We start from the raw sequence: 11,370 nt of genomic DNA on the forward strand, positions 1-11,370 counted from the left end.
CTTCATTTGTCCTGGCCACAGGGCCCTTTTGAAGCCTAGTGTTTCGTGATCCCGTTCATGTCAGTTCGAGTTGTTATTGACGAGTTTCTTCACGTTGGTCGCGACGAGTCTGACCTTCGCGAGGACCTCGCCAGCGGTCGCGGTCCAGGTGAACGGGTTCGCGCTCTCGTTCCAGGAGTTGATGTAGTCGCGGATCTGCTTGATCAGGACGTTGACGCTGGAGAAGGTTGCCGCGGCGGATGGACTGTCGGGTCAGGATTCCGAACCGGATCTCGATCAGGTTCAGCCACGAGGACCCGACGGAAGTGAAATGGAAGTGGACGTGCGGGTTCTTGGCCAGCCACTCCTTGACCTCCGGGGTGGTGTGCGTCGAGAGGTTGTCCAGGACGACATGGATGTCCTTCTCGGCGTGCAATCTGACGCCTTCTTCAAGAAGGCCAGGAAGTCCTTGCCGTTCCGGGTCGGCTTGCACTCGCCGATCACTTCGCCGGTGGTCACGTTCAGGGCGGCGAACAGGTTCGTGGTGCCGTGCCGGACGTAGTCGGCGGTGCGCTTCTCGCTCGTCGCCTGGATCTGCGTCTTCTCGTCAATCGAGAGGACCACCGCGCCACCAGGTGGGGCGAGGTAGAGGCCGATCACGTCGGCGACCTTCTCCGCGAACGTGGGGGCCTTCGAGATCTTGAAGGTGCCGTTCCGGTGCGGCTTGAGATGCTCCTCGCGCCAGATTCGCGCGATGTAGTGCCAGGACCCGGAGATGCCCTCGGTCCGCTTCAGGTATTGCGCCAACTCGCGTGTGGACCAGTGCGAAAGCCCCGTGCCATCGACAAACCGCAACCCAGAGCGGCACCGTCTCCTACCTCATCAGCGACCACCAGGGCACCGCGATGAGCGCCATCGCCGTGGGAACCCTCGCCATCACCCGAAGGAAACAACTCCCCTTCGGCCAGCTCAGATCCTCACAGTCAACAGCCTTCGGCAACCGCGGCTTCGTCGGCGGAACCAACGACCCCACCGGCCTCACCCACCTCGGCGCCCGCGAATACGACCCCACCCTCGGCCGCTTCCTCAGCGTCGACCCCATCATCGACACCGCTGACCCGGCCCAGATGAACGCCTACAGCTACGCCCACAACAGCCCCCTCACCAAGTCCGACCCGGACGGCCTCCGCCCGGACGGCCCGGCCGGCGGCGCCACGTACAACGACGATCGCTGGGCCTCCGACCGTGGAATGAACGCGGGGTACACGTACAAGAGCGGAAAATGGGTCTGGCACCAGACACCCAAATCCTGGTTCGATCCCCGCTATCAGGCATATCGGGCCAACCCAAGCGGATACAAGGTATTCCACTACAATGCACAGAAGGCCGCACAAGCAAGGGCTCAGGCTGTAGCGGCGGCCAAGGCGCGAGCCGACGCAGCACGACGCAAGAAAGAAAGCGTTTTGAGTGCAGTTGTGCGTGGATTTAATTCTACTCGCTCCGCCGGTGGTGGGACCCCTGCAGGAATTCTCCTCTCCAAGTTGGGTGGAGCGGTTATCGAGGGCGTGGCCGCAGCCACGGGCTTGACCAATGCTAAAGGTAGCTGCGCTTATATGAGCTTCGGAATTGGTTCGGTGTATGGAGCCTCCTTCTGCATCGTTATGGTTAGGCGCCCAGACGGGTCCACCCAAATCGGGACTACTCGCTCCCTCTCGGCAGGTGGGTTTGGTAAAGGGTTTGGCGGAGGCGTGTCGACTCTCAGGAGCAATGCAGACGATATCGGGGATTTTGAAGGCTTCGGACGCGACATCGGTGGCGGAGCGTACAGGGGGGTTGGTATTGAAGTCAACCATGAAACGGCCATCGGAACAAAGAACTCCCAAGGGCAGCAAGTGTATTCGGCTGAGCTTGGGGCCGGTGTCGGCACAGGCTTTGAATTCAGTGCAGGTGAGAACTTCACTTGGGCTAGAGAATGGTGAAGGCAAACTATGAACGGAGCTGAGTTCGAATGCTATCGACTCTTGTCGGCGTGGCATTCTTGTTGTTCGGGGTCTCGCTTCTCGGGAACTTCTGGAATGTTGCAGGGAGAATATTCGAACGGGTCTCCGACTTCGTGAATGACGGGGTGGCCACAGTGAATACCTTCAGGATGATCGGCGTGTTTGTTGTGGTTATCGGTATAGGCTGGGTTGCGGAAGGGGTGCGACAAATTCTTTAGTCTCGATCTTTCTTGACGCTGACGGATTCGGTGCCTCGCCGCATTGCCGGGACGTCCGCATGCATCCAGCATGCGGACGTCCCTCCGCCTGCGATGCGCCATATCTGGTGTAAATAAGATCCAGAGTGGCAAATGATTCCCGCTGTTGAGCGTGCATGTCTCAGTCATCCTGCTCACCGTCGCATGCGTGGGTGTACTCATCGGCTGGGGTTTGCCCGCGTTTCACTTAGGGCTTGCAGAAGAATAAGTTGCGTGTTGCCAGTCTTGACACCACAGCTCAGGCCGGGTGTTCGAGAGCAGGTTAATTCCCTGCAAGTTACAACGGCTAACACAATGAGGTGGATCGGTCCTGTTGACCGTGTCCGCGTCAGGAGTAGGGCGTTGTCCGGGCATGGGGACTTCGCCGTGGATTGTGTCGGATGACCTGTGGGAGCGGATCGAGCCGCTGCTGCCACGCAAGGAACGCCGATTCAGGCACCCGGGCCGTAAGCCGCTGCCGGACCGGCAGGTGTTGTGCGGCATCCTCTTCGTGCTGCACACCGGCATCCAATGGGAGTACCTGCCCGCGGAGTTGGGCTTCGGCTCGGGCATGACCTGCTGGCGGCGGCTGCAGGACTGGAACGAGGCCGGCGTCTGGCAGCAGCTGCACGAAGTGCTGCTGGCCGAGCTCAACGCGGCGGCCCGTCTCGACTGGTCGCGTGCGGTGGTCGACTCCAGTCACGTGCGGGCCATATAAGGGGGAGCCAGACGGGACCGAGTCCGGTCGATCGTGGCCGAACCGGATCGAAACACCACCTGATCACCGACGGAAACGGCACCCCGCTCGCCGTGATCCTCACGGGTGGCAACCGCAACGACGTCACCCAGCTCATGCCGCTGATCGACGCCATCCCGCCCATCAGGGGCCGGATCGGACACCCCCGGCGCAAGCCGGACTCACTCTTCGCGGACCGCGGGTACGACCACGACATCTACCGCGACCAGGTCCGACAACGCCGCATCGTGCCAGCCATCGCCCGCCGCGGCACCCTCCACGGCACCGGGCTGGGCACCTACCGCTGGGTCGTCGAACGCAGCTTCGCCTGGCTCCACGGCTTCAACGCCTCCGCATCCGCTGGGAACGACGAGCAGACATCCACGAAGCCTTCCTCAAACTCGCCTGCTGCCTCATCACCCACCGACAGATCAACTCATTGTGTTAGCCGTTGTAAATCAGCCATATTTGCCAGACAGGCAACACCACCAAGCGCACGGTCGGTACCACCACCCAGAACCTGACCTGGGACCCGGAGGGCCACCTCGCCGCCCTCACCGAGGCCGGCAAGACCAGCAGTTACCTCTACGGCGCCGACGGCAACCGGCTCATCACCAAGCACGCCGATGGCTCCAGCACCCTCACGCTGCCCGACGGCGACCAGCTCGACCTCGCCGCGAACGGCACCAAAACCGGCACCCGCTACTACACGCACAACGGAGAAACCGTCGCGGTCCGCACCGGCGGAACCATCTCCTACCTCATCAGCGACCACCAGGGCACCGCGATGAGCGCCATCGCCGTCGGAACCCTCGCCATCACCCGAAGGAAACAACTCCCCTTCGGCCAGCTCAGATCCTCACAGTCAACGGCCTTCGGCAACCGCGGCTTCGTCGGCGGAACCAACGACCCCACCGGCCTCACCCACCTCGGCGCCCGCGAATACGACCCCACCCTCGGCCGCTTCCTCAGCGTCGACCCCATCATCGACACCGCTGACCCGGCCCAGATGAACGCCTACAGCTACGCCCACAACAGCCCCCTCACCAAATCCGACCCCGACGGCCTCCGCCCCGACGGACCCGCCGGCGGCGCCTCCTACAACGACGACCGATGGGCCAGTGACCGGGGCATGAACGCCGGGTACACGAAGAAAAGCAGCAAATGGGTATGGAAGCAGACACCGAAGAAAGATCAAGAATCCCAGCGCCGGTACAGCAACTACCGTGGTGACTCCGGTAGGTACATGGTTCGACGCTTGCCCAAGTATGTTCCTGGCTATCAGATTCATCGAAGCAAGAAATTGCAGAATGGCCCCGATGTTGCTGGCGCGGTTAAGCGAGGGGCCAAGGCGGTGGGTACGAATATTAAGAGCACTGGTGACTACGTCATGTCATACAGCAGAACGTCAGGCATTTGTGTAAGTGGAAGCGCAATGATCGGTGCTGGTGTGGGGCGTTCTGCGTGTTTCATGAGCGTGGGGGATGATTATGCATTCGCTTGGACCAAAGAGGACCAAGTTGGAAGCCCCGATCAGCGCGAACCATCGTGGAACTTTCGGCACCAGAAATTCGAGAGGTGAAATTGTGCATAGTTTCACGATATCTGGGGGCCCCTATGCCGGAATTGGTGGAAACTTCGGGTCCGGTTATACTCACATCGCCACAGCGGGTACTGTTGCCGGCGAGGTGGGGGATTTCTTGAAGTTCTGGTAGTGGGTGCTGCTGCATCGTCAATACTAATGACGATGCAGCAGCTAATCGCCGCACGGTGTCAGATGCGGTATATCGCAAGACGGGGGGTGCCGCGCATGCTTGATGCATTCGGGTGTTCCGACAGTGCGGCGAGGCACCTTAGCTGTCGACGTGTGCTCGCGAGAGATTGCTGGAAACCCTTGGGTGGGAATCCAATTGACCCTTCCCGCCTATTGGTTAAATTTCAAGTCAACATGTAAGGAGGGGACAGTGTCAATCGGTGCAGAGATACTTGCGGCAGCTCCTGAGGCGGGGGCATCCTATGCATATGCGGCAGGACAGGGGATTGTTGGGGTAGCTGGGATTCTCCTGGCATTTAATTTTCGTGATTCTGCCTACAGAATACACAGTTTCTTCATGAATCGGGGCCCGTTTGGTCCTGGTCCTGGATTTAGCCCCGTCGTTATTCGACTTCTAGGAGCATTCTTGGGTGTCGCTCTGAGTTGGACATGTGTCTCCGTCTTGCTTGCTTAGCCTCGATCGTTCATGAGTCCTCGTCGGTTATCTGACGGGGACTCTTGCTTAGAGCTCGTAACAGGATCTTGTTGAAGCGTGCTGGTGGGGCGTAACCGGTGTGACGATTCGGCCGTTCGTGGGGTGTGGGTACTCGACCGTGGATCGTGGACGATGAGTTGTGGGCGCTGATCGAGCCGTTACTGCCGCCGTGGCCGGAGCGGTCCCCGGCTCGGCGCGGTGGTGGTCGGCCATCGCCCAGCCGACCACCTCCCGCGTCGCGAGATCGATACAGGTCGCCAGATACAACTTCCCCTCCAGCGTGCCGAGTTCGGTCATGTCACCGACGAGCCGCATTCCGGGTCTGGGTGCGGTGAAGTCCCGGCCGATCAGGTCGAGGGCGAATACCGCCCGCTTCGCCTGCCGGGCCAGGCCCCCACGCCGACGGCGGGTGATCCCGGCGATCCGGTGCTTGCGCATCAGCCGCTCGACCTTCTTGGAGTTCACCACCCGCCCGGCCCGCCGCAGGGCGGCGTGGATCCGCGGGGCCCCGTAGGCGCCGCGCGATCCGGCGTGGAGCACCCGGATCTCGCCCACCAGCACCTCCTCGGCCCGCTCCCGCACCGTCCGGGCCGGCCGGGACATCCTGTGCGCGTAGTAGGTGGAACGGGGCACTCCCAGCACACGGCACAGAAACGCAACGCTGTGACCTGCAGGATTACCCTCCGATGGCTTCTCCGCATCGATGAAACGACACCGTGCCGCGGTGTCTACCTCATCTTGTCCTGAGCGAAGAAGGCGGTCGCTTTTCCCAGAACATCGATCGTGGCCTCCTGCTCGCGAACCTTCCGCCGCAGCCGGACCAGCTCCTTACGCTCCGCAGTGGTCAAAGCCCCAGCCGGCCCCTCACCGCGGTCGATCTTCGCCTGCTTCACCCACCCGCGCAGCCCTTCCGGACTCACGCCCAGATCCCTCGCGACCTCGGTGACCGTCTTCTCCGACGACAACGCCAAAGCGACCGCGTCCCGCTTGAACTCGGCCGTGTACCGCTTACTCATGTTGCTCTTCTTGCTCACTACCTGTGACTGCTTCCTCCGGGACCATCCGTCCCAGTATCAAGCTGTCCAGCCAGCAGGGGGAACCTCAGAAGTGCCATTCATGGTGGAACCAGTTCCGAGCAGGACTGGCGGTCCTCCGCAGGACAACAGCCGTGGTTGGCAGGTGCAGCCGTGCGAGCATCAGACGTGGTCGCAGGGTGGCCGACGGTGTGCGGTACCGCGTGGTCGGCCCTGCGGTGGTCTGTTCTGTGGGGCCTGGCCTGCGGGCTTGCGCGGCCCAGCAGCTCGCGCGCCGACGGCGGCGGCACTACGGAGGTGGGCAGCCTCGTGCGGCCGCAGCCGCACGAGGCTGCCCGGGTGCTTCAGTTGAGTTGCGCCTCAGCGGAAAGCGGTGGTGTTGCGGGCGACCCATCCGTTGAAGGAGCGCGGTGCGCGGCTGAGGACCCGTTCCACGTCCGGGCTGATCCGCAGCTCGGCCGGGTTCGGGGCGGAGATGATGTCAAGGGTGTCGTCGGCGAGTTCCATCGGTACGAACCGGATCATCGTGGTCTTGGCCTCGTCGCGGGTGAGTTCGTGGAACCGTACGGGCGAGCCGAGCGCGGCGGCGATCGCCTCCGCCTGCTGACGCGGCGTGATCACCTCTGGCCCGGTCAGCTCGTACACCCCGCCGATGTGCCGGTCGTCCAGCAGGCAGGCCGCCGCGACCTCGGCGATGTCCGCCGGGTCGACGACCGGCACCCCCACGTCGCCGAACGGCGCGGCGACCGTCCCTTGCGTGCGGACGGACTCCGCCCATGCCAAGGCGTTGGAGGCGAAACCGCCCGGTCGCAGGACGGCCCAGTCCAGGCCGGACTCCCGCAGTGCGTCCTCCACCGTGCGCATCGCGACCCGCGACGGGCCGAGCGGCCTGGTCGCCACGCCCTGCGATGACAGCAGGACGACCCGGCGGACCCCGCTGGCCGCGGCCAGGCCGATGATGTCGGCCGGCCTGGCTTCGGGGGCGTGCAGGTCGCCGGACAGCAAGAGGAACAGCGCCTTCGCCCCGTCCAAGGCGGGTGCGAGGCTCGTGAGCTCGGCCAGGTCGGCCGCCACATGCCGGACTCCGTCCGGCATCGCCACCGCGCGCCGCGACACCGCCGTCACCTGCTCGCCCGCCTCGGCCAGGGCCTGTGTCAGAGGTCGGCCCACATTCCCGGTAGCACCGGTCACCACGATCATGTTCAGCTCCTAGTCCGTTGTGCGCTAAGGCAATTGACGCTAGGAGCCGGGCTTACTTTTCGTAAGAACGTACCCAGGGGTAAGCTCCTGACATGACGGAAGGTGCGCAGCTGACGCGGGCTGAGGCGGGCAATCGGTATGAGGTGTTTCACACCGACTGCCCCGCGCGTGACGTGGTCGACCACGTGACCAGCAGGTGGGGTATCTGGGTGCTGATCTCCTTGCGGAGCAAAGGCCTTCGGTTCTACGAGCTGCGCGACAGCATCCAGGGCATCAGCGAGAAGATGCTCGCTCAGACCCTGCGCGCGTTGGTCCAGGACGGCTTGGTCTGGCGGAAGGTGGAGCCGACGACACCGCCCCAGGTCACCTATGGACTGACCGAGTTCGGTCAGGACGTCAGCGAGCCGCTGACGGACTTGTTCGACCGGATCACACAGCGGCTACCGCCGCGCAGCCCGGGATAGTGCGGCAGTGGGCGGCCTCGAAGGCGAATCCAGCGTGACCTGGTCACATGGATGATGGTCGCCCCACACCTGACCTCGAGCCTGTCCTCCTCCCGCCTGTGCTGACTCGTTCCAGCCCGGCGGTCCAGAGCCACTCCAGCTCAAGCGAATCCGCACCCCACCGAATGGCACACAACGCCACCGGTTCCAACCGTCGTGGCCAGGTTCCAACTACCGTGTCCGGGCTCACCCGAACAGGTTGTCCCCGTCTCGGCGCACCCCGCCTATATCGAGTTCGGCCAGGTGCCAGCCAGGCCCGCGAAGGACGAGCCGGACCACTACCACTTGGACATCGGCTATGCCTTCGCGACGGGCGTCGCCGAGGTCGGACCTATCCAGGAGTCCGAGGTGACCGGCGCCGCCTGGTACCCACTCGATGTGGCGGAGCGCCTCGTCGGATCCCGGATCGCGCGGGCGGTCACCACATCGACCGGAATCAGGTAACCCCTGCACCACCGGAAGCTCTCGCGGCGGCCAGCTAACGGGCAGGGAGCATCCCGTCGTAGAAGGCACTGGGGCGGGCGCGATCGGCGTCACGCCTCCTCCGGGAGCTCGGCGACGATCACGAGCCAACTCGTCACCGTGACGTCGTCTGGCTTGTTCCCGGCGGTGGCCACGGCGAGGTTCGCCATCTTCTGCTCGTAGCCGCCTGACGTCCAGCACTCACCGGGAGCGAGACCATGAAGACCTGCGACAACACCTCGGTCGGCATCGTCATCACCGATCACCAAGGCCGCTGCCTGATGTTCGACCGCGCCACCTTCCCACCCGGCACGGCACCCGCCGCCGGCCATATCGACGACCACGGGACCGCCGAGGACGCGGCCCGCGCCGAGGTCGAGGAAGAGCTCGGCCTCACCGTCACCGGCCTCACCCACGTCACCGGCGGCTGGCGGGACAACCCATGCCGCCGCCTTCCCGGCGCGCGAAGCACCGGTCACCGCCACGAATGGACCGTCTACCTGGCCACCGTCACCGGCGACCTCACCCCGAGCGCCCACGAGACGAAGAACGTCCGCTGGATCGCTCCCGATGCTCTGCAGGAGCTGGCAGACCGGACGGTCGCCTACGCCCGGGGACACATCACGACGCCGAGTTCGAGGCCGCGCCCGGCATCGAGCCGGTGTGGATGCAGTGGCTCGCCAACATCGCCGCGATCCACATCAGCCCCGACGACCTGCTCCGGGTGGACCAGCTCACCAGATGATCGCAGCACGCCCTCCTGACCTACCGCGGCCGCCGCCCGGCTCCATGCCGAGCTCGACGCGCCGACTCTGCGCCATCGGCCGGCCCTTAAGTGCCCTGCTGCTACCGCGGGCCCAGACAAGCGAGTTCGCTGCCCGGGGTTGCGACTTGTGTGAGGTACGCCGGCCATGGGGGTCATGAACTCAGCGAAGAGCGTCACGCAGGGCCTCTTCCATGACAGGGAGCCGGTCCAGCAGCATCAGAGCTGCCTCGTGCCGCACCCGCCCGTAGGCCTCCATAGCAGCGTCGAGGATGTGCGGTCGTTCCACTGGTACCGACAAAGGAAAGGCCGAGCAGAGCATGGCTGCACAGCCGACACGAGGCGAGGACACGAGGTCGTCCACGGACGCCTTCGGGTTGGCGTCCCGGTAGGCCAGGGTGAGATCGGTGTATCCGGTGAGCCAGCTCTCCGCACTGTTGTCCAGCACGCTCTTGGGGTCGCAGCCAAGACGCGCGATCTCCCAGGCGAGGTACCCGGGTGCGGGCGGTCGGAAGTCCACGATCGCGGCTATCTCGTTGTCCTTGAACAGGACGTTGGGGCCGGCCGTGTCGCCGTGCAGGACCTGGACGGTCAGCTGTGGAAGCAAAGCGAGGGCGCGCTCGACGTCCCCCAAGATGGCTTGTCGCTCACGGGCCGCCTGCAGCGCCCACGTCTCGAACTCCCCGAGCCTGGGCATGTGCTCGTACGCATGGATCAGGTGCTCGAAGCGGTCACGTGAGGCGGCCACGTCGCACACCGCGGCACCGGGTTCCAGGGTGGCGGCGGCGGGGTGAGCGGCGAGCCGGCTGTGGAGGCGACCCATCGCTGTGCCGACGGCCGCCCACCGTGCACCCGCCAGGCCGCCTTCGGCGGTCTCGGTGTGCGGCACGTACGACCACAGGGACATCGGCAGGCGGCCCTGGGTCTCGATGAGTTCGTGCTCGCGCGTGCGGGTTGCCCGCGCGGTCGCGACACCTCCGTCGGCGCAGTACTCGGACAGTTCGACCGACGTCCGCTCCAGATCCAGGTGTTCCCGAGTGCGGTAGACCTTGGCGAAGTGTCGCCGACCCGCCTGGTCCACGACGGCGTAGTTGTCTGTCGCGGTGCCTTCCGGAATACGCGTGATGTCTGCCGGGTGCAGCCCGTACGCGAGCACCAGCGTGGCGGCGACCGCCATGATCTGCTCCTCCTCCGCGGTGCGGCCGGGTGGGGAAGGCACGGCGAGAGGCTTGGAGGCGGGCTGCTGAGATGCGGTGGACATGGTCTCCTCGTCGAAGCGCACAGCAATAGCGGTCAGATGATGGGCAGGCGTTAGGTGGTCGGGGCGATCCGGTGGCGGGCACGGACCGTGGCCGCCAGGGGATCAGCGGGCCGCGGCGGGCCGTGCCTGGGCCGCAAGGTCGCCGACGGACAACGCTTCGTCAACGCGGTCATCTGATTGCGCCTCCCTCGTTCGGCTTGTCGCAGTACCCGAGCCCCGGCCCGGCATCGCCACCAGCCGCCGGCAGGGGACCGGCCAACCAAACCGACACCGCGGCCCCTTGCCGCGTGAATCGGCTGATAGAGGCGATGACCGCAGTAACCGACACCGGTTCTTCGGGGCGAGGGCGACCAGTTCGGCATCGCACAGGCGGGGCGCAGGGCCGACCGGGGCGCCGCGCCGGGTAGGGATGCCCGTCGCATAAAGTGCGACCGCACGGGTGTCTACTGTCGTTCACCAAAAGATGATCTTGGGCGCCTTCGTTCTCGTCTCCGCAGGCATCCCTCGGGCCGCACCACCAGGAGGAATCAGTGTCATCCCCGCAAGTGATCACCCCCGAGGAAAAGCTGGCCGAGGCGAAGAAGCAGCTGAGCTTTCCACGAATTGTTGCGATTTGCGGCTCCACTCGTTTCATGGCCGAAATGGCTGAGGCCGATGTGCGGGAGACCGAAGCCGGACGGATTGTCGTCAAGCCGGGTTGCGACCTGAAGTCATCGCACGAACTCTGGTCCGATCCTGTCGAGGCCGAGGCGCTGAAGGTTCGACTCGACGCGTTGCACCGATCGAAGATCTTGCTTGCTGATGAGGTGCTCGTTGTCGGCGACTACATCGGAGACAGCACTCGAGCCGAAATCGCCTACGCCCGGTCGCTGGGCCGGCCCGTGCGGTTCACCCACCCCGAGGTCGACCCCGACGCCTGACCCGAGGACTCGCCCCGCACCCCCGCC

General features: G+C 64.6%; 11 protein-coding genes and 3 pseudogenes. 8 read left to right on the forward strand and 6 right to left on the reverse strand.

Going from position 1 to position 11,370, the window contains the following annotated elements:
• Positions 1-73: 73 nt before the first annotated feature.
• Both FHX80_RS36920 and FHX80_RS36200 read right to left on the reverse strand, forming a co-directional pair.
• Entirely contained in the window at positions 74-397 is a 324-nt protein-coding gene (locus FHX80_RS36920) for a transposase (RefSeq protein WP_425281713.1), read from the reverse strand.
• Positions 283-786 carry a hypothetical protein gene (locus FHX80_RS36200; protein ID WP_244318732.1) on the reverse strand — a complete coding sequence of 168 codons (504 nt, stop codon included), beginning with the start codon at positions 784-786 and terminating at the stop codon, positions 283-285. The genes FHX80_RS36920 and FHX80_RS36200 overlap by 115 nt, the downstream gene beginning before the upstream one ends.
• A 5-nt stretch (positions 787-791) precedes the next feature.
• Here FHX80_RS36200 and FHX80_RS36485 point away from each other — a divergent pair, with 5 nt between their 5' ends.
• From FHX80_RS36485 to FHX80_RS36925, 4 genes and pseudogenes are all read left to right on the forward strand, one after another.
• Positions 792-1,958, forward strand: a complete 1,167-nt coding sequence (locus FHX80_RS36485) for an RHS repeat-associated core domain-containing protein (protein WP_483025194.1) — start codon at positions 792-794, stop codon at positions 1,956-1,958.
• A 630-nt stretch (positions 1,959-2,588) separates the two neighbouring features.
• A pseudogene (locus FHX80_RS32700) lies at positions 2,589-3,399 on the forward strand (IS5 family transposase).
• Between the two features lie 72 nt (positions 3,400-3,471).
• On the forward strand, positions 3,472-4,533 hold the full coding sequence (locus FHX80_RS36215) for an RHS repeat-associated core domain-containing protein (protein WP_483025195.1): 1,062 nt from the start codon (positions 3,472-3,474) through the stop codon (positions 4,531-4,533).
• A gap of 789 nt (positions 4,534-5,322) precedes the next feature.
• Positions 5,323-5,421, forward strand: a pseudogene (locus FHX80_RS36925) (IS5/IS1182 family transposase); the annotation flags it as partial.
• A gap of 187 nt (positions 5,422-5,608) precedes the next feature.
• On the opposite strand, the pseudogene FHX80_RS36930 reads toward FHX80_RS36925, so the two are convergent.
• The 3 genes and pseudogenes from FHX80_RS36930 to FHX80_RS32725 all read right to left on the reverse strand — a co-directional run.
• A pseudogene (locus FHX80_RS36930) lies at positions 5,609-5,803 on the reverse strand (IS3 family transposase); the annotation flags it as partial.
• 125 nt (positions 5,804-5,928) lie between these two features.
• Positions 5,929-6,234, reverse strand: coding sequence for a transposase (locus FHX80_RS32720; protein ID WP_145768067.1), 306 nt, complete (start codon positions 6,232-6,234; stop codon positions 5,929-5,931).
• A gap of 360 nt (positions 6,235-6,594) precedes the next feature.
• A complete protein-coding gene (locus tag FHX80_RS32725; protein ID WP_145768068.1) occupies positions 6,595-7,434 on the reverse strand; it encodes an SDR family oxidoreductase in 840 nt (279 codons plus the stop codon).
• A gap of 92 nt (positions 7,435-7,526) precedes the next feature.
• Between FHX80_RS32725 and FHX80_RS32730 the strand changes: the two genes are divergently transcribed.
• The 3 genes from FHX80_RS32730 (at position 7,527) to FHX80_RS32740 (ending at position 9,163) form a co-directional block, all read left to right on the forward strand.
• Complete coding sequence (locus FHX80_RS32730; protein ID WP_145768069.1) at positions 7,527-7,898, forward strand: winged helix-turn-helix transcriptional regulator; 372 nt, start codon at positions 7,527-7,529, stop codon at positions 7,896-7,898.
• 282 nt (positions 7,899-8,180) lie between these two features.
• Positions 8,181-8,381, forward strand: a complete 201-nt coding sequence (locus tag FHX80_RS32735; RefSeq protein ID WP_244318735.1) for an NUDIX hydrolase — start codon at positions 8,181-8,183, stop codon at positions 8,379-8,381.
• A gap of 236 nt (positions 8,382-8,617) precedes the next feature.
• Positions 8,618-9,163, forward strand: coding sequence for an NUDIX hydrolase (locus FHX80_RS32740; protein WP_145768070.1), 546 nt, complete (start codon positions 8,618-8,620; stop codon positions 9,161-9,163).
• Positions 9,164-9,325: 162 nt separating this feature from the next.
• Here FHX80_RS32740 and FHX80_RS32745 read toward each other — a convergent pair whose 3' ends face one another.
• On the reverse strand, positions 9,326-10,423 hold the full coding sequence (locus FHX80_RS32745; protein ID WP_145768071.1) for a phosphotransferase enzyme family protein: 1,098 nt from the start codon (positions 10,421-10,423) through the stop codon (positions 9,326-9,328).
• Between the two features lie 530 nt (positions 10,424-10,953).
• Here FHX80_RS32745 and FHX80_RS32750 point away from each other — a divergent pair.
• Positions 10,954-11,343 (forward strand): hypothetical protein, encoded by a 390-nt coding sequence (locus FHX80_RS32750; protein ID WP_136243065.1) that lies wholly within the window; start codon positions 10,954-10,956, stop codon positions 11,341-11,343.
• Positions 11,344-11,370: the final 27 nt, after the last annotated feature.

The organism is Streptomyces brevispora (assembly GCF_007829885.1).
Lineage (GTDB): Bacteria > Actinomycetota > Actinomycetes > Streptomycetales > Streptomycetaceae > Streptomyces > Streptomyces brevispora.

Bases quoted from the DNA above. Each gene is read 5' to 3' on its own strand.
- FHX80_RS32725 (WP_145768068.1), bottom strand. From the start codon at position 7,434: ATGATCGTGGTGACCGGTGCTACCGGGAATGTGGGCCGACCTCTGACA.
- FHX80_RS32730 (WP_145768069.1), top strand. From the start codon at position 7,527: ATGACGGAAGGTGCGCAGCTGACGCGGGCTGAGGCGGGCAATCGGTAT.
- FHX80_RS32745 (WP_145768071.1), bottom strand. From the start codon at position 10,423: ATGTCCACCGCATCTCAGCAGCCCGCCTCCAAGCCTCTCGCCGTGCCT.
- FHX80_RS32740 (WP_145768070.1), top strand. From the start codon at position 8,618: ATGAAGACCTGCGACAACACCTCGGTCGGCATCGTCATCACCGATCAC.